This is a genomic window from Arthrobacter sp. C9C5, assembly GCF_013359735.1.
Lineage (GTDB): Bacteria > Actinomycetota > Actinomycetes > Actinomycetales > Micrococcaceae > Arthrobacter.
The window spans coordinates 16101-38576 of record NZ_JABFMX010000003.1 but is presented as its reverse complement, the minus strand read 5'-3'; the positions used below and the strand labels follow the sequence as shown (position 1 = coordinate 38576).

Below are 22476 nucleotides of genomic sequence, written 5' to 3'. Positions count from 1 at the left end.
GGGCAAGCTGCGCCGCGTTAGCCGGCGAACAGCCCCTGGCCCACATACCCGCCGGGCCGGACTCCCGGCGGGACGGCGAACAACCCGGAACCGGTGTGCTCGAGGTATTCCACCGCCAGGGTGTCCTTCCGGGCCATCGCCAGCTGCATGGGCACGTAGTGGGTGCGCGGATCCTTGACGAAGGCGATGAAGAAGAGCCCGGCGTCCAGGTGCCCCAGCCCGTCGGAGCCGTCGGTGTAGTTGTAGCCGCGGCGGAGCATGCGGACGCCGTCGTTGTGTGAGGGATGCGCCAACCGCAGGTGGGAGCTGGGAGCGATCAACGGCTCGCCGGCCCTGCCTTGGGCGTCAAAGTCCGGGGCGCTGAACTCGGCCCCGCCGGACAACGGTGCGCCTTCGGCCTTGGTCCGGCCGATCAGCTGTTCCTGCTCGCGTAGCGACGTCCGGTCCCAGGTTTCGATGTGCATGCGGATCCTCCGGGCGACGAGGTAGCTTCCGCCCTCCATCCAGGCGCCGGCCGGGTCCGCCCCCGCGGGTACCCAGACATGGTCGTGCAGGAGGCCGGCGTCCTCGGATTTCACGTTGCTGGTGCCGTCCTTGAAGCCGAAGAGGTTGCGGGGCGTCTGCTGGGCGCGTGACGTCGAGGAGGTGCGCCCGAAGCCCAGCTGGGACCAGCGGACCTGCGCCCGGCCGAAAGCGATTCTGGCCAGGTTGCGGATGGCGTGGACGGCCACTTGGGGGTCGTCCGAGCAGGCCTGGACCACGATGTCTCCGCCGGTCCGTTGCTCTTGGAGCTTGTCGCCGGGGAAATGCGGCAGGTCAATGAGCGCAGCGGGCCGCCGCCCCTCGAGCCCGAAACGGGCCTTGCCGCCCTTTTCAAAGAGCGAGGCGCCGAAACCGAACGTCAGGGTCAACCGACCGGCCGCGAGGCCCATCGCTTCACCCGTATCTTCCGGAGGGGCATCGTAGGGGCCGTCCACTGCACCGGTGGCGCCCGTTTCACGGCCCGCCGTCAGGGCGGCGGCAGCCTCGGTCCACTCCTTGAGCAGGCCGATCAGCTCTTTCCGGTCTTCCGTCACGAAGTCAAAAGCCGCCATGTGGAGCCGGTCCTGGGCGGGGGTTGTGATGCCCGCCTGGCGCTCGCCGTGGAACGGGATCGTCCCGCCCGGGGCGTCAGCAGCGGGTCCGCCGGGTGCGTCACGGCCGAAGACGCCGGCTGCAAGCCCGGCAGCTGCACCGATGCCGCCGGCCCCGGCCAGGGATAGGAGCCCGCGGCGGGAAACTGTGCTCACAGGACGACGGCCGCGGTCAGCCGGGACAGGGGTTCGCCGAGGGTGTCCACGAGTGCCGCAAGCTTCCGCACGTCAGCCGGGGTGAGTTCGTTGTAGTAGGAGAACCCTGCGCCCTTGGCATGGGTCTTGAGCTCGGCCTGCAGCGAGGCGAACTTGGTCTCGAGGTCCTTGGCCAGTGCGGGGTCTTTCTTCTCCAGGACGGGGCGGAGGTTCTCGAAGGCGATCCGGGCGCCGTCGACGTTGGCCTGGAAATCCCAAAGGTCCGTATGCGACCAGATTTCCTCTTCACCGGTCACCTTGCCGGTGGCGACCTCATCGAGGAGTTCCTTGGCACCGTTACCCAGCTTGTCCGCGGTCAGCGTGAGGGTGCGCGTGCGCTGGTAGAGGTCCTCGGTGTCCGCCACCAGCTGCTTGGACAGCGCGCCGCGCTGCGCGCTGGTCATCGCCGTGTAACCGGCGGGGGGAAAGAGGTCCTTTTCGGCGCGATGCCAGCCGGTCCACGCCTCCCCGGGTTCCAGATCGGCCTGGCGAAGATCCAGTTTCGGGTCGAGGTCGCCAAAGGACTCGGCCACGGGTTCGATCCGTTCCCAATGCATGCGCGTGGGGGCATAAAGCCCCCGGGCCTTCCCGGCGTCGCCCGCCGCGAAGGCCGCCGCGAAGGCCTTGGTTCCGGCCAGCAGCTGCTCGGTCTGGTCTTTCACGTACGCGGTGTACTGCCGGGTGGCGGTGTCGTTGAGTTTCTGCACGTCGTCGCCTGCCGTCACGGGCTGGTCCGAGCCGGTGACAGTGAATGCGGCGCGGAGGCCGTCCCCCTCCATCCCTGGTTTGCAGGCGGTGAGGTACTTTCCGGGCGGAGCCGTGACCACCAGGTTGCGGGTGATGCCCGGGCCGATATTTTCCACTTCGGCCACGATCCGAAGCCCGTCCTCGGCGAGCAGGTAAAACTCGGTGACTTTGTCGCCGTCGTTCCTGATGGCGAAAGTCAGGTGGCCACTGGGAGCCTCGGCCGTGGAGACTTTGCACTCGCTGTTGGTGCTGGAAACCGTGATCGCTTCGCCGCTCTTGGAGGCGGTGGGCGCGGCGTTGTCCGTGCAGGCAGCGAGTGTGAGGGGCAGCAGCGCCGCGGTGGCGGCCACCCCCAGCCGGGCCGAAAAACGGCGCGGCGAGGTATGGAAGGCAGTCATGGGGATCCTTTTAGGGTTTTTTGGGGGTCAGGAGGTTCAGGCGGCGACGGAGGCTGATCCGCCGGGAGCTGCGGCCGTCACGGCAGCGGCGCGGCCCAGGCCGAGCCGGTATGAACGCAGGTATAGCGACATCACGGGCACCACGTAGAGGATCCAGGCGGCGGCCTCAAACCAGGTGGTGGCCGGGGAGAAGTTCAGGGTCCCCTTCAGCAGCGTCCCGTACCAGGACGACGGCGGAACGGCCGCTGAGACGTCGAACGCGAGGGAGTGCAGGCCCGGGAGCAGCCCGGCTTCCTGGAGGTCGTGGACGCCGTACGCCAGGACCCCGCCGGCCACGACGATGAGCGCCGCGCCGGTCCAGGTGAAGAACTTGGTCAAGTTCACGCGCAGGGCGCCTCGGTGCAACAGGTAGCCGAGCCCGGCGGCTGCGGCCAGCCCCAGGACCGCCCCGAGCAGCGGGGAGGACGACTGTCCGGTCGACTGTGCGGCGGCCCAGATAAACAGGGCTGTCTCGAGCCCTTCCCGTCCGACGGCCAGGGCGGCCACGGCCACGAGCCCCCAGACTGCGCCGTCAGCCACCTGGTCGATCTTGCCGCGCAGGGCGCTGCCGAGGCTCCGGGACGTGCGGGCCATCCAAAAGACCATCCACGTTACGAGTGCGACGGCGGCAATCGACAGGCTGCCACCGATCGCTTCCTGGGCCTGGAAGGTGAGTCCGCGTGGGCCGAAGGTCAGTAGGGCGCCAAAACCGATGGAGACCGCGACGGCTACTCCGACGCCGGCCCAGATGCGGGGAATGAGCTCTGTCCGGCCGGTCCGGGTCACGTAGGCCAGCAACAGGACAACGATCAGGGCAGCCTCAAGCCCCTCTCGCAGGCCGATCAGGAAGTTCGCGGTCATATGCATTCTCTCGGGTAAAAGTGGCTAACTAAGGTTCACCTAAGAACCAAGGTAACCCTTACCCGCTGAAATACGTAAATCAAACGTGACCTAATTGCCGTCAGGGCCCGATGCTGCTCCGCAGCCGGGCCGGTTCGGGCGCAAAAAAGCCGGGCCCCGGCGTCGTTTGTCACGCTGGAACCCGGCCGTGCGGTGCTGGGTACTTAGCTGCGGAAGTTCACGAACTGGAGATCGGCCTCGTCGAAGCCTTTCAGCAGGTTCATGGTTTCCTGAAGGTCGTCGCGGGACTTGGACGTCACGCGCAGCTCGTCGCCCTGGATCTGGGACTTGACCGACTTGGGGCCCTCGTCGCGGATCAGCTTGTTGATCTTCTTTGCGAGGTCCTGGGCAATGCCCTCCTTGATGGTGGCCTCGAGGCGGAATTCCTTGCCGGACGGGTAGGGCTCGCCCGTGTCGAGGGACTTCAGCGAGATGCCGCGGCGGATCAGCTTGGACTGCAGCACGTCAAGGACGGCCAGCACCCGCTCCTCGGAGTTGGCCTTCATCAGGATCTTCTCGCCGCTGAAGTCGACCTCGGCGCCGACGCCCTTGAAGTCGTACCGCTGCGCCAATTCCTTCTGCGCCTGGTTCAGCGCGTTGGCGACTTCCTGCTTGTCGACTTTGCTGACGACGTCGAATGTGGATTCGCCTGCCATGACTGTCCTCCTGATGTTGTCCGGACGCCCTGCTGGAGGGCGGTGTTTTCTGCATTCCAGCCTAGTACGGATGCTCCGGATGTGAAGGTGCCTCGGGGCGGCCGGTCTTCACAGTTGGCTCAAAGCTGAACCCCGGGGGGAACGAAGCTTGGCCCGGGAGAGTTGGAACCGTTGGAAGAGCCGCTTGAAAGGCAAGCACATGAACCGCAGGACCATCCGTAACGTCAGCAGCACCACCGCCGCAGCTGCGGGTTCCATCACGACGGCGGTGACGTCGGTGGCCGCCGCGGCCCTGGCGGCCTCCATCATCCTCAGCCCGGCCGCGGACGCTTCCGCGCGCCTCGACGGCGTGCAGGCGGACCTGGCCCGGGCGGTGCAGCTGAACCAGGTCACCGCCGAGCAGGCGGCGAAGTTCGAGGCCAAACTCGCCGGCCGCATCCTCGGAGAAGCCTGATATTCCGGTCCTCCCGGGGCCGCGCGGCGCCGATTCGATTCTTCGGCGGAAGTTCTGTAAAGTTGTCTTGCCCGCGGTTGCTGGAAGCGGAACGCACTGGAAACAGGCGTTCCGAAGATGGAAGCCGCGAGTGATCTTCTTTTGAAGTTCGGCAGATTACCCGAGCGGCCAAAGGGGGCTGACTGTAAATCAGCTGGCAACGCCTACGGGGGTTCGAATCCCTCATCTGCCACCCTCGAGAAAGCCTCCGGAACCAGACGGTTCCGGAGGCTTTCTTGTTTTATTGCGCAGCGACTGCTCCGTAGGCGCCGTTATGGGACGTGAAAACGGCAGTTATGGAGCAATCGGCGTGCGGTCCACGGCGGCGAGGATGGCAGCACCCAGTTCCGCGGGCCGGGTGAACTGCGGCCAGTGCCCGGTCGGCAGGTCCATGTATTCGACGTCGCGGATCCGTGCCAGCTCCGCGACATACGGCTGCCCCGCGGCAATCCATTCCAGCAGCACCGACGACGGAAGTTCGCAGGCGATGACAGTCACCGGAACGTCGTAGCGGCGTTCATCGTGGAGCCTCTGCTGGTCGTAGGCGACGCCCTTGGGTTCCGGGATGGCGCGGGCACGGAAGGCGGACCGGAGCTCCCCGTCCAGGTCAACGAGGTCCTCGTCCTCGAAGAGTTCCCACGGCGGCAGCGGCACCTCGTCGCCGTCGGCCGGCAGCTGGTCGTTGACGACGCCGCCGTCCCCCCAGCGGGCCGCTGTCCACGTAGATGGCGCGGGCAACGCGGTCCGGTCGCGCATCCACGGCGCCATGGATGATTGCGCCGCCGCCGGAGTGGCCCACCAGGACGACCGGGGCGTCCACGCTGTCCACGGCGGCGACTACGGCGTCGATGTGGGTGCGCAGGCCGATGCCGGCGCGCGGCGCGTCAGCCGATTCCAGTCCGGGCAGCGTGAGCGGGTGGACCCGATGCCCCGCGGCGACCAGCGGCGGCGTGACCTCCGACCATGACGACGCGTCCAACCAGAAACCGGGAACCAGGATGATGTCCATGACGGCACCCTACGCGGTCCGGCCGCTGGCGAAGACGCGCAACGCGAGGGTTTTCCGCCGCCGAACGTCATTTTCCGGTCGAAAACGTGCCCGGCGTCACATCTTGGTCCGCTGAGGCGCTACTCTGACGCAGGAGGGGGAATCACATGGAGATAGTCCTGGCAGCTGGCACGGGGACGCTCAACCTGGATGAGAGCGGAATTCTTCGGCTGGTCTGGGCCGCCGGGTCCATGCTCGATACGGCGGACGCCGTCGAATCCGTCGTGGCCATTTCAAAAATCAGCGCCGGGCGGATGCTGCCGTTGCTGATCGACATCAGCGACGTCAAGCTGACCGCAGGAGCCCGCAACCATTACCTGGATAGCCGCTTCGTTTCCTCCGTGGCACTCGTCGGCGAATCGAACGTGGACCGGGTTGTCGCCGCGTGGATGCGCCGCGGAAACGACTGCCCGCAACGCTACTTCACCTCCCGCGCCGACGCCCTGGATTGGCTGGGCGAACTGGCCGCCAGCGACGGACCGCAAAGCGTCGCCGGCTGATCCGTCCGCGGCCCCGGAGGCTCCGGCATCCCCGCCGACACCCGGGCGGGTAATCGGCCGATCCGGCACTACTGCGGAGTAGGGTTAGGCGCGTTGATCGAAAGAGCCTGAGGAGCTGAAATGAAGTCGTTTGCATGTGGTGACGTTGTTCCCGGTTGTGAAGCCCGCTGGGTCTGCAGCACCGACGACGAAATCCTGGTCCAGGTCGGCGCCCATGCCGCCTCCGTGCACGGCCTGACCGAGCTTCCCGCCGAGCTCGTCGCCTCGGTGCACAAAGCAATCCACCCGGTTAGTTGATTCCTGCGGCGGGCGGTCCACCTCCGGGGGCCGGCGCCACTGCGCCGCCGGACTGGGACGGGCTGCTGGCCTCGGCCTGCCGCGGCAAAGGCTTGGCGGCTGCCTACCAGCCCATCGTTGATACCGCGCGTGGAGCGGTGGTGGGCTATGAAGCCCTGGCCAGGTTTCCCGGCTATGCCGAGAAGAACCCCGAAGTCTGGTTCGCCGCTGCGCGTCAACACGGGAAAGCCGCCGAACTCGAAGCGGCGGCGCTGCGCACCGCGCTCAAGGCACGTGCCGCCCTGCCGGCCAACTGCTTCCTGACCCTCAACGTCTCACCGGAGCTGCTGACCTCGGAATGCATCCGCAGCGTCTGGCGCGACGAGGGCAAATTGGGCGGCCTCATCGTCGAACTGACAGAGCAAACACCGATCGACTCGTACGTGGAGCTGGAACCGGACCTGAACCAGTTGCGCGCCGCCGGTGCCCTGATCGCCGTCGACGACGCCGGAGCCGGCTACGCGGGACTGCGCCACCTGCTGGCCCTGCGGCCCGCCCTGATCAAGATCGACCGGGACCTGATCCAGGACGTCGACCGCGATGAGGCGAAGCGTGCCCTCATCGGGATGCTCGGCGCGTTTGCGAGCCGGGTCGACGCGTGGATCCTGGCCGAGGGCGTCGAACGGGCCGAAGAGCTTGAGGCGCTGGTCTCGCTGGGCGTCCCGCTCGTGCAGGGCTACTACCTCGCCCGGCCTGCCCCGCCCTGGGCCGGCATTGATCTTGACCTGGCGCACCGCCTCGCCAGCGCCCGTCCCGTGGCCCACAAGACGGTCATCCGCGACGTCGTCGAACCGGCGACGACGGCGGGCAGTGTCACCCAGGCCGCTGACGCGTTCGCGGCGAACCCGGCGCTCGAGGCCGTCGTGCTGCTCGGCGAGCACCTGCGGCCGGTCGCGGTGTTGGATGCCGGAGCGTCCGCACTGGGCGTGGTGAGCCCCGGGATGCGCGTGAACCTCGATACCCCGCTCAGCCAGGCCCTGGCCCGGTCCATGACGAGGCCCAAGAACCAAAGATTCGACTCGCTCCTGGTGACGGACAACGCGGGGCGCTTCGCCGGCGTTGCCAGGATGGAGCGGATGATCATTGCGCTCGCCGGAACGGCAAGTGATGAATGAGGACCGACGCACGCTGGCGGGAGAGCTGCCCGGCGATGTCCACATCAGGCTGCTGCGCGGCTCCGACGCCGAACGGCTGGGTGCCGCGTACCGGCGGAACCGGGATCATCTTGCCCCCTGGGAACCGGCCCGGACCGCCGAGTTCTTCACCACGGAGGGGCAGAGCGCCAACATCGGCGGCAAACTCGCCATGTTCGCCGCCGGAACCGGCGTTCCGTGGATCCTGCTGTCCGGCGAGGAGGCCGTGGGGACGATGACGCTGAGCGGCATCGTGCGGGGCCCTTTCCTCAGCGCCAACCTCGGGTACTGGGTGGACCGGGAATTCAACGGCCGCGGCATCGGCTCGGCCGCCGTCGCCCATGTTGTCGGTGCCGCCCGCACCGCGCTGGGCCTGCACCGGATCCAGGCGGCCACGCTGCCGCACAATGCCGCTTCCCAGCGGGTGCTGCAGCGGGCCGGTTTCCAGGAGATCGGACATGCCCAGGAGTACCTGCAGATTGCGGGCGCCTGGCAGGACCATGTCCTGTTCCAGCGCATCCTGCACTGAGGCACGTGCGAGACTCACACAGTGACTGACGAATCCTTCGGCGCCCTGCACCACGTCGAGCTCTGGGTGCCGGACCTTGCGCGGGCCCGGGACGAATGGGGCTGGCTGCTGACCAGGCTCGGCTACGGGCAGTACCAGGACTGGCCCCGCGGGCGGAGCTGGCGGCGCGGAGCCACCCACATCGTCGTCGAGGAGTCCCCGGACCTGAGCGGCCGGACCCACCACCGCACCGCGCCCGGGCTGAACCATCTGGCCTTCCGGGCCGGACCGCCGGAGCACGTGGACACGCTGGCCGCGGACGCCCCAGACCACGGCTGGACCGAGCTGTTTCCGGAGAAATACCCGCACGCCGGCGGCCCCGGACACTACGCTGCCTACCTGGTGAACTCGGACGGCTTCGAAATCGAGCTGGTCGCCACCGACTGACCCGGCGGCCGGGCAGGTACCGTGATACCCATGAGCATCATCCTGGTGGGCGGCGGCCCCGATACCGTGACCACCCCGGTTATCTTTGACCGCTTCGTCAAGGATGTCCGGAACCGCGCCGGGGGGAGTAAGCCTCCACGGATCGCCGTCGTGCTGTTCGACCGCGAAGGCAGCTCGGAGTATTTCCTCCCCGCCTACCTGGAGCCGCTGCAGAGCCGCACGCCCGGCCAGCTAACACCGATCCTGCTGCGCTCGAATGAGCCAGTGGACCCGGAAACGTTCGACGACGTCGACGGAATCGTCGTCGGAGGCGGCCCCACCCCGGACTACCTGGCCGGCCTTCAGGGCTCGGCGGCGGCGATCCGGACGGCGGTCGCGGCCGGCGTGCCTTATCTGGGGTTCTCCGCGGGGGCGATGATCGCGCCGCAACGGGCACTTGTGGGCGGCTACCGGATACGGGGCATCGAGGTGTGCTCGGAAGAATGCTCCGAAGGCCTCGACGAACTCGACGTCCGCGACGGCCTGGGCCTGGTGCCGTTCGCCGTCGACGTCCATACCGCGCAGGCAGGCACCCTGAGCCGCGCGGTCGCGGCGGTTGCGGAGGGCCTGATGGACCGGGCCGTGGCGGTGGACGAGAACACCGCGCTGGTGCTGCGCCACGCGGACCTCGAGGACCTGGAGGTGATCGGTACCGGGAACTGCTGGACCATCCGCGGCTCCGGCCGCAAGGCCACGGTGGCCATGCTGTCCGCCGGCTGAGCGGCCCCTCCTTGGCACCCTTGTTACTCACGGGTAACATAGCGTCCATGCACCTGCTGCTCCGCACCCTCATCCTGCTCATCAAGTCCGCCCGGCGCTCCCCGCTGAGCATCTGGGACACGTCCTCGCTGCCGCTCCGGGTCCTGCCGACGGACATCGACATCGCCTTGCACGTCAACAACGGCATGTACTTCTCGCTGATGGACCTGGGCCGGTTCGACCTGATGGCGCGGAGCGGAACCTGGAAGTCCATCCGCCGGCGCGGCTGGACGCCGGTGGTGGCGGGGGAGACCATCGCCTTCCGCCGCTCCCTGCAGCTATGGCAGCAGTACACGATCGAGACCAAGGTCATCGGCCTGGATGAGAAGGCCATCTACTTTGAGCAGCGCATGGTGGTCGACGGCGAAATCTACGCGCGCGCCCACATCGCCACCCGGCTGGTCCACAAGGGCAAACCGGTCGGCCAGGAAGAAATCATCCACGAATTTGGCGCGCCCCCGGCGGACCTGGAGCTGCCGGAATGGATCCACGAGTGGCGGGAAACGAACGCGCTGCCGGGTGCCCGCCGTCCCGCCCCGCACGTCTGGGCCTAGCCCGCCCGGGATGTGCCAACAGCGAAACGCAGGGGACTTTCACGGGCGGCTCGCGTACCGTTGACGCATGGCTACCGTAGACATTACAGGTGAACAGTTCGCATCGACCGTCGAGGATAACGACATTGTCCTCGTAGACTTCTGGGCCGAATGGTGCGGCCCGTGCAAGCAGTTTGGCCCCACATACTCGGCCGTTTCGGAGAAGCACCCGGACGTGGTCTTCTCCAAGGTGGACACCGAGGCGGAGCAGCAGCTTGCCGCCGAGGCCGGTATCACCTCGATCCCGACGCTGATGGCCTTCCGCGAAAAGGTGCTGGTGTTCTCCCAGCCCGGTGCGCTGAACGCCCAGCAGCTGGAACAGGTGGTCGACGCCGTCAAGGCCCTCGACATGGAGGAGGTCCACGCGCACGTGGCCCGTTCCCAGGCCGAGGCCGCCGCAACCCAGCAGGACGGCAGCCAGATCCCGGACATCTAAGCCGGCCTAAAGCAACTCACGGCAACTTAAAAATGCGGGGTCACCCCGCGCCGATCCCGGACGGGATTACCGGCGCGGAGTGACCCCGCATTGCTGTTGACGAGGCGGGCTTAGAGCTTTTCCAGCTTGACCGGCTCGGCCAGCAAGGCGCTCAGGGACTCATTCAGGTCCTGGACCGTAGTGCCCTTGGAGTGCTTGTCCAGATCTTCCTGGGAAGCCCACTGCTCGGTCAGCACCAGCTTGTCCTCGCTCGCCTCCGTCAGCTCATAACGGATGCAGCCGGGTTCGTTGACGACCTCGTCGATCGCGATTTCGAGGGCAAGCTTCACACGGAAGAATTCGCCCTCGTTGGGAATGAAAGTGGCCTGCAGGTCAATGGGTGCGCTCATGGTTTTTACCCTACCGGGCGGCCGCCCCGGCGGCGGAAGATGTCCCGAAGATTTCCTAGGACATCCACGCTTTGCCCTTCTCTTGCCGGCGGGCTGTTGGTAGCGTCACACCATGCTTGCGTACACAGCCGGGGACACTGACGTCCCGCTGATCGATGAAACCATCGGCGACCATTTCGAGCGGATCGTCGCCCGGTTCCCGTACCACGACGCGCTGATTGAGGCCGCGGCGGTTCCCGGCGGGGAGGCCCGGCGGTGGAGCTACACCAAGATGAACGACGACGTCGACCGGCTGGCCCGCGCGCTGCTGGCGCTCGGCGTCGCCAAGGGAGACCGGATCGGCATCTGGAGCCCGAACTGCGCCGAATGGACCATTCTGCAGTACGCCACAGCGAAGGTCGGGGCGATCCTGGTCAACGTCAATCCGGCCTACCGCAGCCACGAGCTGGAGTTTGTCGTCAAGCAGAACGGCATGCGGATGCTGGTGGCGGCGCCGTCGGACAGGAACAGCGACTACACCGTGATGGCCCGGCAGGCGCTGGCGGAATGTCCCGAGTTGCGCGAACTCGTGTTCCTGCCCGATTCCGGCCAGCCCGGCCTCACCGCCGGGGTCCCGGAAGGCGAGGCGGAGCGGACGTTCGCCGAGCTGCTGAGGCGGGCCGACGACGTCGCGCACTCCGGCCTGAAGGCGCGGATGGCCGAGCTGGACCCGCACGACGCGATCAACCTGCAGTACACCTCCGGAACCACCGGTTTCCCCAAAGGCGCCACCCTGACCCACCACAACCTGCTCAACAACGGCTTCGCCATCGGCGAGCTGCTGGCCTACACAGAGCACGACCGGGTGGTGCTGCCGGTGCCGTTCTACCACTGCTTCGGAATGGTGATCGGCAACCTGGCCGCCTTCAGCCACGGCGCCGCCACCATCATTCCGGGCCGCGGGTTCACGCCGGCCGCCGCGCTGGAGGCCGTGCAGGACTTCGGCGGAACGTCGCTCTATGGCGTGCCGACCATGTTCATCGCCGAACTCGCGCTGCCGGACTTCGCCTCCTACGACCTCTCGACGCTGCGCACCGGCGTCATGGCGGGCTCGCTGTGCCCCATCGAGGTCATGAACCGGGTGATCTCGGAAATGAACATGCGCGACGTGGCCATTTGCTACGGCATGACGGAGACTTCGCCGGTCTCCACCATGACCCGCGACGGGGACACCATGGCCCAGCGCACGCAGACCGTGGGCCGCACCATGCCGCAGCTGGAGAACCGGATCGTGGACCCGGTGACCGGGGAGGTGCTGCAGCGCGGCGAGGTCGGCGAGTTGTGCACCCGCGGGTACTCCGTGATGCAGGGCTACTGGAACCAGCCGGACAAGACGGCAGAGGCGATCGACGCCGAGGGCTGGATGCATACCGGCGACCTGGCGCGCATGGATGAGGACGGCTACCTGGTGATCGAGGGCCGGATCAAGGACATGGTGATCCGCGGCGGCGAGAACGTCTACCCGCGCGAGATCGAGGAGTTTCTCTACACCCACCCGGATATCCAGGATGTTCAGGTGATCGGTGTCCCTGACGCCACGTACGGCGAGGAACTGATGGCCTGCGTGATCCTCAAGCCCGGAGCCGGCAGGCTGGACGCCGCGGGGCTGGCAGAATTCTGCCGGGGCAAGCTGGCGCACTACAAGATCCCGCGCTACGTGGACGTCCGGGAAAGTTTCCCGATGACCGTGTCCGGCAAGATCCGCAAGGTGGACATGCGCCAGGAAGCCGTCGCCCGGCTGCATCTCTGACCGCAACGCGGGGTCACTTACGGCCCATCGCGGGGCCGTGGATGGGCCGTAACTGACCCCGCGATGCTTCGAGTTAGGCAGGCCTGTGGATAACTCAGGCAGCGAGCCTAATCCGCGGCCACAATGGTGCCCATGGTCCGCATTGTGCCGCTCCCCGAAAGTCTCTTCCAGACGCCGTTCACGGTCTACGAATCCCGTGCGGTCGGCGTTACGTCCAAGCGACTCCGGGCGAAGGACCTGTCCGACGGCGGCCGTCTCATCTATCTGCCGGCCGGCCGGCACCTGGAGATCTTCGAACGTGCCCGGGTACTCAGCGCAGCCACGCCCGGCGCCTGGTGTCCCACGAGACCGCCGCCGTGCTCACCCGGCTCGGACTGCCGCCGTGGCTGGGCGGGTGTTCCACCATCCATCTCAGCAAGCCGCACGAACTGCCTCGCGTCCGCCGGGCCGGGGTTACGGGACACCGCGTGCGGTGTATCCCCGGCGAGCTGACCGACGTCGACGGCGTCCCTGTGACGGCACCGCCGCGGACCTGGCTGGATCTCGCCTCGGGCCTGCCTCTCAACTACCTCATCGCCCTGGGCGACCAGATCATTCGGATACCCCGGCCTGGCCTGGAACAGCGCTCAGAGCCCTACGCGTACAAGGACGGACTGCGGCTACTCATCCGCCAGCATCCCAACATGAAGGGCGTCGAGAAAGCCCGGGTGGCCCTGGACGAGATGCGGGTGGGGGCGGATTCGTTCCCGGAGACCTTTCTGCGGCTGGCGCTGATGGACGCGCGATTACCGGAGCCGGAGCTTCAGATCAGGCTGGACCCTGACGACCGGCGCTCGCCGGCCGCAGACCTGGGCTACCGGAGGTACCGCATCGCCATCCAGTACGAGGGCGCCCACCACCTCACCCGGGAACAACAATCCAGGGACATCCGGCGGGACGAAGCGTTCCGCGGCGCTGGCTGGGCGTACTTCAAGGCCAACGCCGATGACCTCGCCGATGGCTTCGAAGCCCTCGTTGGCCGGATCAAGAAGACCCGGCTCCGCTCGGTCTAACGCAACACGGGGTCAGATCGCGCCTATAAAGGCGCCCCGGATGGGCCGGATGTGACCCCGCGTTGCTAGAGCGGCGCCGGTCAGTGGCCGCGGTGGTCCTGGATCGTCATCCGCGGCCCAAAGACCGGCTTGCGGAAGCCGCTGAGGCCGATCATGCGCACCACCCGCTGGCGGTGCCCGGCCCAGGGCGCCAGCAGCCTCAGCATGCCGGCGTCGTCCGTCCGCCGCCCGGTCAGGGCCGCGCCGACGTAGGCGGCCAGGTGGTAGTCGCCCACCGCGATCGAGTCCGGACAGCCGTGCGTGCGCTGCACCACCTCGGCCGCCGTCCAGACGCCGATCCCGGGAAGTGTCTGCAGTTTCGCGGCTGCTTCGGCCGCCGGCAGCGCCGCCAGCCGTTCCAGCGCGGCCGCAGAGCGCAGCACCCGCATGACGGTGTCCGATCGTTGCGGGCCCACTCCGGCTTTGTGCCATTCCCAGGACGGGATGCGCAGCCACTGCTCGGGCGTGGGCTGGACCAGAAGGTTGGCGGGGGCCACGGTGCCGGCGCCGGGCGCCGCTGTCCCGAAGCGGTACATCAGGTAGCGGTAGCCGCGGCGCGCTTCGATCACCGTGACCTTCTGCTCGAGGACCGTCGGCACCAGGGAATCGACCATCCGCCCGGTGGCCGGCAGCCGGACGGCGGGGTTCCGGCGTCGTGCTTCGACAACCATCCGGGGGAGCGTGGCGTGGAAGCCAGGTTCGTCGAAGGCCGTCCAGTCGTCGTCGCGTCCCAGCATTCGCGGAACGGCCTCGATCGCCGCGGCCGCCCCGGGCCCCCAGGCGCGCGCCTCGATCCAGGGTGCGGCCGCCGGACCCGCGGAGGCCAGACGCAGCGTGGCCGGACCGGCCGCCGTCGTGAACGCCATCCAGAAGCCGTCCGCGGTGACCCGGATGGACGGATCGCCGTGGCCCCGGCGGAGCGTGCCGAGGGTCTGCAGGAGATCGAACGGGCCGCCCGGGTGCCATCGCAGCGAGGCGTCCGCCGCGGCGGGCACGCCGGCGGGGAGCTTTGCGGTGGTCACCCGAATATGTTCCCACGCCAGTCCGACGGCCGGCACATCCGGGCAGTTGGGCGGCGGGATGCGCGCAACCGGACGGCCCTTATCCGCGGCCCCGGACGGGACTAGAATCCGGTGCGTGGCCCGGACTTCCCGCGCCGCCCCGGGATCGGTTCCCTTGATGGTCAGGAGAGTGTGATGGCTGGTGGAGTGGTGCACTTCGAGCTTCCCGCGGACGACGAGAACCGTGCGCGTGAGTTCTACAGTTCGGTGTTCGGCTGGGGTTTCCAGGTCATGCCGGAGATGGAATACAGCCTGGCGCTGACCACCCCGATGGACGAGGAGGGCCGGCCCGCGGTCTCCGGGTCCATCAACGGCGGCCTGTTCCGCCGCGGCGAGCTCACCGCCCCGGTGGTGACCGTCGACGTCGACGACATCGACGCCGCCTTGGAGCAGATCGTGGCCCGGGGCGGTTCGGTCCAGCGGGAAAAGATGGAGGTGCCGGGGTCCGGTTGGAACGCGTATTTCACGGACACCGAGGGCAACGTGGTGGGGCTCTGGCAGAACGCCGCGCCCGCGGCACCGGCCGCTGCCGGCGGCAGCACCGGTGAGGCGGCCGGCGAGACCGCCGGAAACGACATCGGGGCCTGACCCGGGCCTAGTGCATGCCGCTTGCCAGCCACAGGGCCACGACCGCCAAGGGAACCGTGAGGACGACGGCGGCGAGGCCGGCAAGCGCGAAGCCGCCCCAGCGGATCTCGACGTTGAGGGCCCGCAGCCGCTCGTGCCAGAGCAGGGTCGCCAGGGACGCCCAGGGGCTCACCAGCGGGCCGAGGTTCACGCCGATCAGGAGGGCCGCGAGCCGCACCGGCGAGCCGCCCGCCGGTTCCAGCGCGAGGTAGGCCGGCAGGTTGTTGACGGTGTTCGCCGCTCCCACCCCGAACCCCGCCAGCTGGAGCAGCGCGGGCAGGCTCTCCCCGGACCCGGCGACGCCCGCCAGGGCCTTGGTCAGGCCGTTGGCGTGCAGCGCCTCGACCACCATGAACAGGCCGACGGTGAGCATGAGCGGCCGCCACGGGACCATGGACCAGCGGAGGGCCGAGCGGCGGCGCCACAGGAACAGCGCCAGCAGGACCGCGGCGGCGGCAGCGGCGGGAAGCTGTACCGGCACGCCGGACACCAGGGCAGGGAGCAGGAGCAGCATCACGCCGGCCGAGGCATACAGCAGCACCTTGTCCCGCACCCGGTGGACGGGCTGGGGGCCGTAGCGGCCCCGCAGATCCTTCCGGAAGGCCAGCCAAAGCAGTGCCAGGGGGAGCAGGATTCCCACCAGCGCGGGGGCCCAGACCAGCGAGGCGAAGGCGGCCGGGCTGAGGCCCAGCCGGGACTGGGCCAGCAGGTTGGTCAGGTTGGACACCGGCAGCAGCAGCGAGGCCGTGTTCGCGAGCCAGATAGTTGTCAGGGCGAAGGGCAGCGGCTGGATCCGGGCGTGGACGGCCAGGAGTACGACGACGGGCGTAACCAGCACCGCTGTCGTATCCAGCGACAGGAACACGGTGGACACGCAAGCCAGCGCGATCACCAGTAGCCAGAGCAGCAGCACGCGGCCCCGGCCCAGGGCGGCCAGTCGGTCCGTGACGGCCCGGAACAGCCCGGCGTCGTCCACCAGTTCCGTCACCAGGGACATGGCCACAACGAAGCCCAGCACGGGCACCGTGCGGCCGGTGAGCTCCTCGAACGCGGGCCAGGGCAACAGCCCGGTACCCAGCGCTGCCGCCCCGGCGAGGAGCATCCCGCCGGGGATCAGGTAGCTCCTCAGCGTCTTCAACCAGGTCCTTCGCTTCACCGCCTTATCGTCGCACCCGCGCCGCGGCGCCGGCGACGCGACGTGCCCGCCGCCCCGGAGACGGTAACTTTGTACTTATGAAGTACGCCCAGTCCGTCCTGGACCTCATCGGCAACACGCCGCTCGTCAAACTCAATCACGTGACCGACGGCATCGCCGCCACGGTCCTGGTGAAGCTGGAATACCTGAACCCCGGCGGTTCGATCAAGGACCGCATCGCCGCCAAGATGGTCGAAGAGGCGGAGCGCAGCGGCAAGCTCCAGCCCGGCGGGACCATCGTGGAGCCCACGTCCGGCAACACCGGGGTGGGCCTGGCCCTCGTGGCGCAGCAGAAGGGCTACCGCTGCATCTTCGTGGTCCCGGACAAGGTCGGCGAAGACAAGCGCGCCGTGCTCCAGGCCTACGGCGCCGAAGTCGTGGTGACCCCCACCGCCGTCGCGCCGGACAGCCCGCAGAGCTACTACGGTGTCTCGGACCGCCTGGTCACCGAGATCCCCGGCGCCTACAAGCCGGACCAGTTCTCCAACCCGGCCGCGCCGGCCAGCCACTACGAGTCCACCGGCCCGGAGATCTGGAGGGACACGGACGGCTTGGTCACGCACTGCGTGATCGGCGCCGGCACCGGCGGCACCATCACCGGCACCGGCCGCTACCTCAAGGAAGTCTCCGCGGACCGGCCCGAGGCCGACGGTGGCGTGGTCAAGATCATCGGGGCCGACCCGGCCGGCTCGGTCTACTCCGGCGGCACCGGCCGGCCGTACTTCGTCGAGGGCGTCGGCGAGGACATGTGGCCGGCCAACTACGACAAGGCCGTTCCGGACGATGTCATCGCCGTCAGCGACGCCGACTCCTTCGCCATGACCCGCCGCCTGGCCCGGGAAGAAGGCCTGCTCGTGGGCGGTTCCTCCGGCATGGCCGTCGTGGCCGCGCTGCAGGCCGCCAAGGACCTGCCCGCCGACGCCGTCGTCGTCGTGATCCTGCCCGACTCCGGCCGCGGCTACCTGGCGAAGATCTTCAACGACCAGTGGATGCGCTCCTACGGCTTCCTCGCCAGCGGCGACGAAGCCTCGGTGGGGGAGGTGCTCAAGGCCAAGACCGGCGAACTGCCGGACCTGGTGCACATCCACCCGAACGAGAGCGTCCGGGACGTCATCAACATCATGAACGAGTACGGCGTCTCGCACATCCCGGTACTGTCCCAGGAACCGCCGGTCGTGATGGGTGAGGTGCTCGGCGCCGTCGACGAACGCACCCTGACCGCCAAGCTCTTCCGCGGCGAGGCGAACCTCACCGACAAGATCTCCGAACACATGGAGGCACGGCTGCCCGTGATCGGTTCGCTCGAATCGATCTCGACCGCCCGCGAACTCCTCTCCGACACCGACACCCTGATGGTGACGTTCGTCGGCGCTCCGGTGGGGATCCTGACCCGCCACGACCTCCTCGCCTACCTCAGCAACTGACCAGCCCAAGGAGTCCCATGTCCCAGCCAGAAAGCTCTTCCGCGGCCAACGCCGGCTTCAACACCCGCGCCGTGCACGCCGGCCAGGCCTTCGAGCCGCGCACCGGCGCCGTGGTGCCCCCGGTGCACTTCTCCTCCACCTACGCGCAGGACGGCATCGGCGGCCTCCGGGCCGGCTACGAATACGGCCGCGGCACCAACCCCACCCGCGACGCCCTGCAGGAACAGCTCGCCGCACTGGAGGGCGGCTCGCACGCATTCTCCTTCAGCTCGGGACTCGCCGCCGAGGACTCCATGATCCGCGCCCTCACCCGGCCCGGAGACCACATCGTGCTCGGCAACGACGCCTACGGCGGGACGTACCGGCTGATCAGCCGAGTGTTGGGCGAGTGGGGGATCGGCAACACCCCGGTGGACATGTCCAACCTTGATGCCGTCGCGAAGGCCGTCGCAGCCGGCGGATCGAACGGCGGCGCGGCCGGCGGCAAGACCCAGTTGGTCTGGGTGGAGACGCCGTCGAATCCGATGATGAAGATCACCGACATTGCGGCCCTCGCCAAGGTGGCGCACGACGCCGGCGCCCTCCTCGTGGTGGACAACACCTTCGCCTCGCCGTACCTGCAGAACCCGCTGGCCCTCGGCGCCGACGTCGTGGTGCACTCCACCACCAAGTACATCGGCGGGCACTCCGACGTCGTCGGCGGCGCGATCATCGTCAACGACCCGGAGCTGGCCGAGAAGATCGGCTTCGTGCAGTTCGCCGTCGGCGCCGTGTCCGGGCCGATGGACGCCTTCCTCACCACCCGCGGACTGAAAACCCTGGGCGTGCGGATGGACCGGCACAGCGACAACGCCCAGGCCGTGGCCGAATGGCTGCTGCAGCGCCCCGAGGTGGAGGTCGTGCTGTACCCGGGCCTGCCCTCGCACCCGGGCCACGAACTGGCGAAGAAGCAGATGAAGAAGTTCGGCGGGATGATCTCCGTGCAGTTCAAGGGCGGCGAGGCCGCGGCACGCAAGGTGGCCGAATCCACCTCGGTGTTCACGCTGGCGGAATCCCTGGGCGGAATCGAATCGCTGATGAACTACCCCTCCGAGATGACGCACGCCTCGGTCAAGGGCACCGAACTGGCAGTCCCGGAGAACTTGATCCGGCTCTCCTGCGGCATTGAGGACGTAGAGGACCTGATTGCGGACCTCGAGCAGGCTTTCGCGCGCATTGAGACGGGCAGCTAGCCTCCGGTGACCATCACTTCCAGGGCCGCCAGCTCCACCACCCGCGGCTGGATCGCGACGGCGGCCGGCGCGGCCGCCGTCGTCGCCGCCCTGGTGGTGCTGTACTCGGCCTACATTCCGCTGATGAACGACTTCGAGGTCTATTTCTACGGCGGAAACCGTGTGCTGCAGACCGGGGAGGCCGGTGTAAACGAGCTCTATGCCCCGCGCGACGGGCTTCCGTTCACCTACCCGCCGTTCGCCGCGCTGATCTTCGCGGCCCTCGCCACCCTGGGCCAAGCCACCGGCAGCCTTGTCTTCATTGCTACCGCGCTGCTGGGCGCCGCCGTCGTGTCTGCGTGGCTGACCCGGCACTACTTCGGGCGGGGCCGCTGGCGCGACGCCGTCGCGGACTGGCGGTTCCGGGCCGTGGGCCTGGCCGGTACGGCGGCGATCCTGCTGATGGGGCCGTGGCGGGATACCTTCGACTTCGGCCAGATCAACATCATCCTGATGGGCCTGATCCTGGCCGACTTCGCGCTGTACGGAAAATCCCGGGCCGGCGAGTTCCGCTGGCCGGCGGGCCTGCTGATCGGGATCGCGGCCGGGATCAAGTTGACCCCGCTCGCCTTCGGCCTGTACTTCCTGGTCCGCCGCGACTTCAAGGCCCTCGGCTGGATGGCGGCGGGGTTCTTCGGCTCGATAGCACTGGCCTGGGCCATGCTGCCCACCGCTTCGGTGACGTTCTGGACCAAGATTCTGCCGGACACCGGACGGATTGGCGGCCCGGGTTATGTGGACAACCTCTCGGTCAAGGGACTGCTGCTGCACCTGGGCATGCCGGATTCGTCCCTGACCTCCGTGGTTTGGCTGGTGCTCGCGCTGGGCCTCGCCGCCGTGGCCGCGCTCGTGATCAAATGGGCGGTTGACGCGGACGAGAACTTCGTGGCGGTGTCCGCCACCGCGCTGCTGATGCTGCTGATAAGCCCGGTGTCCTGGTCCCACCACTGGGTCTGGATGGCCGTGGCGCTGCCGTGCATGGGGTTCGCCATCCACCGGGTCCCGTCGCGTGACGGCAAAATGCGGCTGGCCGGCTGGATCATCGTCGTCGCCTCCGCCGTCGCCTTCTACCTCACCCCCAAGTACCTCGCGGTGATGGCCGGCGCGCACGAGTGGGGCAAGGAACCCAATACGCAGTGGCAGCTCACGGTCGCGAGCCTGGGCGTGGTCTGCGGAATCGCGATGCTGGTCTACTGGGCACTGGCCTACCGGCCGTCCCGCGCCGGGCTCCGCGGGCCTCTCTAGCCCCGGCACCTTTGCGCGCGAACGGACACTTGCGGCCCTGGTTTGCGCGCGAACGGACACTTGGGGCCCTAATCCTGGGCCTAAAAGGGGCCCCAAGTGTCCGTTCGGCCTAGCTTTCTTCAAGAGAGTTAGCTAGCCTGCCGGTATGGCACTTCGATCCGACTGGTCCCGGCGCACCTGCAGCATGGCCCGCGGCCTGGACATCCTCGGCGACCCGTGGGGCATGCTGGTCCTGCGCGAAGTCTTTTTCGGTAACGGGCGCTTCGACGCCATGAAGGCACGGCTGGGTGCGGCTGACTCGGTCCTCACCCGTCGGCTGGCGGCGCTCGTCGACGCCGGCCTGCTCACCCGCCGCCCCTACGACGACGGCGGCCGCCGCCGCTACGAGTACGTGCTCACCGCCAAGGGCGAGGACGCCCTGCCGGTGCTCAACGCCGTCGTGATCTGGGCCGAGAAGCACCTGGCCGCGCCGTCCGAACAGGCGCATATGTTTGTCGTCCACAGCGGCTGCGGGCAGCGCACCTCCTCTGCAGACAGCTGCACGGCCTGCGGCGAACGGCTCACGGCCGAAAACACCAGCTGGCACAGCCTCACCCGGACCGCCGACCCGGTCCCCCTCGCCACCGCTCCGGCGACACGGAAGAACGGAACCGCAGCATGAGTGAGCCCCGCACCACGCCCCGCCCCTCCACCCGGCGCCCCTCCACCCGGCGCCGCATCCATCCGGCCTGGATCGTCGCCGCCGTCGCGTTCCTGGCACTGGTCGGCGCTGCCGGTTTCCGGGCCGCCCCGGGCGTGCTCATGGTGCCGCTGCAGAACGAATTCGGCTGGTCCACCACGGTCCTCTCGGCCGCGGTCAGCATCAACCTGGTGCTGTTCGGCCTCACGGCACCGTTCGCCGCGGCCCTGATGGAGCGCTTCGGCATCCGCGCCGTGACCGCCGTGGCGCTGGTGCTGATCGGCGCAGGTAGCGCCCTGACCGTCCTGGTCAACCAGTCGTGGCAGATCCTGCTGACCTGGGGCCTGCTGATCGGACTCGGCACCGGATCGATGGCGCTCGTCTTCGCCGCCACCATCGCCAACACCTGGTTCGCGAAGAGCCGCGGCCTCGTGATAGGCATCCTGACCGCGGGCAGCGCCGCGGGGCAACTGGTGTTCCTGCCCTTCATCGCCGCACTTGCCCAGCACCCGGGCTGGCGGCAAGCCTCGCTGCTGATCGCCGCCGGCGCCCTGGCGGTGGTGCCGCTGGTGCTGAAATTCTTGAAGAACTCACCGGCCGACGTCGGAGCGCTGCCGTACGGCGCCGAGAGCGAGGCCGCGATCAGCGATGCCGCAGAGGCGGAGGCCAACGCGGCGCCGGGCGAGCCGGCAGTCCCGGCCGAGCCCCGCCGGAATGCCGCCGTCCGCGCGCTCCAGGTGCTCAAGCGGGCCAGCAAGGTCCGGACGTTCTGGGCACTCGTGGCCGGCTTCGCCATCTGCGGAGCCACGACCAACGGACTGATCGGCACCCACTTTATCCCGTCCGCCCACGACCACGGCATGGCCGAAACGACGGCCGCCGGCCTGCTCGCCGTCGTCGGCATTTTCGACATTCTCGGCACCATCGCCTCGGGCTGGCTCACGGACCGCTTCAACCCGCGGATCCTGCTCGCCGTCTACTACCAGTTCCGGGGCATCGGGCTGCTGGTGCTGCCGCTCCTGCTCAGCGCCGAGGTCCAGCCCAGCATGATCGTGTTCGTGGTCATCTATGGCCTGGACTGGGTGGCCACCGTCCCGCCCACCGCCGCGATCTGCCGCCAGGTCTTTGGTGCGGACGGCAGCGTGGTGTTCGGCTGGGTGTTCGCCGCGCACCAACTCGGCGCCGCCGCGGCCGCGCTGGCCGCCGGTGCCGTCCGGGACGCCACCGGCCAGTACACCTACGCCTGGTTCGCCGCCGCGGCGATGTGCACCATCGCCGCCGTGATCAGCGCGACCATCCGCAAGGACGCCGGAAAGCAGTCGGCGGTCCCGGTCCCGGCCTAGGC

24 protein-coding genes, 1 tRNA gene and 1 pseudogene are annotated in these 22476 nt (G+C 68.4%); 18 read left to right on the top strand and 8 right to left on the bottom strand.

Annotated features, from left to right (window positions below):
• Window positions 1–17: 17 nt before the first annotated feature.
• From efeB to HNO80_RS02935, 4 genes are all read right to left on the bottom strand, one after another.
• Window positions 18–1289 carry an iron uptake transporter deferrochelatase/peroxidase subunit gene (efeB, locus tag HNO80_RS02950; RefSeq protein WP_175321351.1) on the bottom strand — a complete coding sequence of 424 codons (1272 nt, stop codon included), beginning with the start codon at window positions 1287–1289 and terminating at the stop codon, window positions 18–20.
• Complete coding sequence (gene efeO / locus HNO80_RS02945) at window positions 1286–2473, bottom strand: iron uptake system protein EfeO (RefSeq protein ID WP_175321350.1); 1188 nt, start codon at window positions 2471–2473, stop codon at window positions 1286–1288. The genes efeB and efeO overlap by 4 nt, the downstream gene beginning before the upstream one ends.
• A 36-nt stretch (window positions 2474–2509) precedes the next feature.
• Entirely contained in the window at window positions 2510–3373 is an 864-nt protein-coding gene (gene efeU / locus HNO80_RS02940; protein WP_175321349.1) for an iron uptake transporter permease EfeU, read from the bottom strand.
• A 203-nt stretch (window positions 3374–3576) separates the two neighbouring features.
• Window positions 3577–4068, bottom strand: coding sequence for a YajQ family cyclic di-GMP-binding protein (locus HNO80_RS02935; RefSeq protein WP_138768479.1), 492 nt, complete (start codon window positions 4066–4068; stop codon window positions 3577–3579).
• A 199-nt stretch (window positions 4069–4267) separates the two neighbouring features.
• On the opposite strand from HNO80_RS02935, the gene HNO80_RS02930 reads away from it, so the two are divergent.
• Window positions 4268–4522, top strand: a complete 255-nt coding sequence (locus HNO80_RS02930; RefSeq protein ID WP_175321348.1) for a hypothetical protein — start codon at window positions 4268–4270, stop codon at window positions 4520–4522.
• 150 nt (window positions 4523–4672) lie between these two features.
• A tRNA-Tyr gene (locus tag HNO80_RS02925) sits at window positions 4673–4754 on the top strand.
• A gap of 101 nt (window positions 4755–4855) precedes the next feature.
• Here HNO80_RS02925 and HNO80_RS02920 read toward each other — a convergent pair.
• Window positions 4856–5570: pseudogene (locus tag HNO80_RS02920) on the bottom strand (alpha/beta fold hydrolase).
• A 146-nt stretch (window positions 5571–5716) separates the two neighbouring features.
• Between HNO80_RS02920 and HNO80_RS02915 the strand changes: the two are divergent.
• The 8 genes from HNO80_RS02915 to trxA all read left to right on the top strand — a co-directional run bounded on the left by HNO80_RS02915 (window position 5717) and on the right by trxA (window position 10360).
• Window positions 5717–6109: a DUF7793 family protein gene (locus HNO80_RS02915; RefSeq protein ID WP_175321347.1), complete on the top strand. Its 393-nt coding sequence runs from the start codon at window positions 5717–5719 to the stop codon at window positions 6107–6109.
• Window positions 6110–6229: 120 nt separating this feature from the next.
• Window positions 6230–6406 carry a DUF1059 domain-containing protein gene (locus tag HNO80_RS02910; RefSeq protein ID WP_175321346.1) on the top strand — a complete coding sequence of 59 codons (177 nt, stop codon included), beginning with the start codon at window positions 6230–6232 and terminating at the stop codon, window positions 6404–6406.
• Window positions 6403–7560: an EAL domain-containing protein gene (locus tag HNO80_RS02905; protein WP_175321345.1), complete on the top strand. Its 1158-nt coding sequence runs from the start codon at window positions 6403–6405 to the stop codon at window positions 7558–7560. Before HNO80_RS02910 ends, HNO80_RS02905 begins: the two co-directional genes overlap by 4 nt.
• The gene (locus HNO80_RS02900; protein WP_175321344.1) at window positions 7553–8107 is read left to right on the top strand and encodes a GNAT family N-acetyltransferase; all 555 of its coding nucleotides are present in this window, start codon (window positions 7553–7555) and stop codon (window positions 8105–8107) included. Before HNO80_RS02905 ends, HNO80_RS02900 begins: the two co-directional genes overlap by 8 nt.
• A 21-nt stretch (window positions 8108–8128) precedes the next feature.
• Window positions 8129–8533, top strand: a complete 405-nt coding sequence (locus HNO80_RS02895) for a VOC family protein (RefSeq protein WP_175321343.1) — start codon at window positions 8129–8131, stop codon at window positions 8531–8533.
• A gap of 30 nt (window positions 8534–8563) precedes the next feature.
• Window positions 8564–9292 carry a Type 1 glutamine amidotransferase-like domain-containing protein gene (locus HNO80_RS02890; RefSeq protein ID WP_175321342.1) on the top strand — a complete coding sequence of 243 codons (729 nt, stop codon included), beginning with the start codon at window positions 8564–8566 and terminating at the stop codon, window positions 9290–9292.
• 47 nt (window positions 9293–9339) lie between these two features.
• Window positions 9340–9885, top strand: a complete 546-nt coding sequence (locus HNO80_RS02885; RefSeq protein ID WP_175321341.1) for an acyl-CoA thioesterase — start codon at window positions 9340–9342, stop codon at window positions 9883–9885.
• A 67-nt stretch (window positions 9886–9952) separates the two neighbouring features.
• Window positions 9953–10360 (top strand): thioredoxin, encoded by a 408-nt coding sequence (trxA, locus tag HNO80_RS02880; RefSeq protein ID WP_175321340.1) that lies wholly within the window; start codon window positions 9953–9955, stop codon window positions 10358–10360.
• A gap of 110 nt (window positions 10361–10470) precedes the next feature.
• Here trxA and HNO80_RS02875 read toward each other — a convergent pair whose 3' ends face one another.
• Window positions 10471–10749 carry a putative quinol monooxygenase gene (locus HNO80_RS02875; protein WP_175321339.1) on the bottom strand — a complete coding sequence of 93 codons (279 nt, stop codon included), beginning with the start codon at window positions 10747–10749 and terminating at the stop codon, window positions 10471–10473.
• A gap of 112 nt (window positions 10750–10861) precedes the next feature.
• Here HNO80_RS02875 and HNO80_RS02870 point away from each other — a divergent pair, with 112 nt between their 5' ends.
• Together HNO80_RS02870 and HNO80_RS02865 are read left to right on the top strand one after the other, a co-directional pair.
• Complete coding sequence (locus HNO80_RS02870) at window positions 10862–12538, top strand: AMP-binding protein (RefSeq protein WP_175321338.1); 1677 nt, start codon at window positions 10862–10864, stop codon at window positions 12536–12538.
• A gap of 335 nt (window positions 12539–12873) precedes the next feature.
• Window positions 12874–13590, top strand: a complete 717-nt coding sequence (locus HNO80_RS02865; protein ID WP_349627179.1) for a putative endonuclease domain-containing protein — start codon at window positions 12874–12876, stop codon at window positions 13588–13590.
• 80 nt (window positions 13591–13670) lie between these two features.
• Here HNO80_RS02865 and HNO80_RS02860 read toward each other — a convergent pair whose 3' ends face one another.
• Window positions 13671–14651 (bottom strand): DNA-3-methyladenine glycosylase family protein, encoded by a 981-nt coding sequence (locus HNO80_RS02860; RefSeq protein WP_175321337.1) that lies wholly within the window; start codon window positions 14649–14651, stop codon window positions 13671–13673.
• Window positions 14652–14825: 174 nt separating this feature from the next.
• On the opposite strand from HNO80_RS02860, the gene HNO80_RS02855 reads away from it, so the two are divergent.
• Complete coding sequence (locus HNO80_RS02855; RefSeq protein WP_175321336.1) at window positions 14826–15278, top strand: VOC family protein; 453 nt, start codon at window positions 14826–14828, stop codon at window positions 15276–15278.
• Between the two features lie 7 nt (window positions 15279–15285).
• Here HNO80_RS02855 and HNO80_RS02850 read toward each other — a convergent pair whose 3' ends face one another.
• Complete coding sequence (locus tag HNO80_RS02850) at window positions 15286–16419, bottom strand: SLC13 family permease (RefSeq protein WP_175321523.1); 1134 nt, start codon at window positions 16417–16419, stop codon at window positions 15286–15288.
• A 131-nt stretch (window positions 16420–16550) separates the two neighbouring features.
• On the opposite strand from HNO80_RS02850, the gene HNO80_RS02845 reads away from it, so the two are divergent.
• From HNO80_RS02845 to HNO80_RS02825, 5 genes are all read left to right on the top strand, one after another.
• Window positions 16551–17936, top strand: coding sequence for a cystathionine beta-synthase (locus HNO80_RS02845; protein WP_175321335.1), 1386 nt, complete (start codon window positions 16551–16553; stop codon window positions 17934–17936).
• A gap of 17 nt (window positions 17937–17953) precedes the next feature.
• Window positions 17954–19168, top strand: coding sequence for a cystathionine gamma-synthase (locus HNO80_RS02840; RefSeq protein ID WP_175321334.1), 1215 nt, complete (start codon window positions 17954–17956; stop codon window positions 19166–19168).
• A 6-nt stretch (window positions 19169–19174) separates the two neighbouring features.
• The gene (locus tag HNO80_RS02835) at window positions 19175–20452 is read left to right on the top strand and encodes a glycosyltransferase family 87 protein (protein WP_175321333.1); all 1278 of its coding nucleotides are present in this window, start codon (window positions 19175–19177) and stop codon (window positions 20450–20452) included.
• A 145-nt stretch (window positions 20453–20597) separates the two neighbouring features.
• Window positions 20598–21113, top strand: coding sequence for a winged helix-turn-helix transcriptional regulator (locus tag HNO80_RS02830; RefSeq protein WP_175321332.1), 516 nt, complete (start codon window positions 20598–20600; stop codon window positions 21111–21113).
• Entirely contained in the window at window positions 21110–22474 is a 1365-nt protein-coding gene (locus HNO80_RS02825) for an MFS transporter (RefSeq protein WP_175321331.1), read from the top strand. The genes HNO80_RS02830 and HNO80_RS02825 overlap by 4 nt, the downstream gene beginning before the upstream one ends.
• The last annotated feature ends 2 nt before the right edge of the window (window positions 22475–22476 follow it).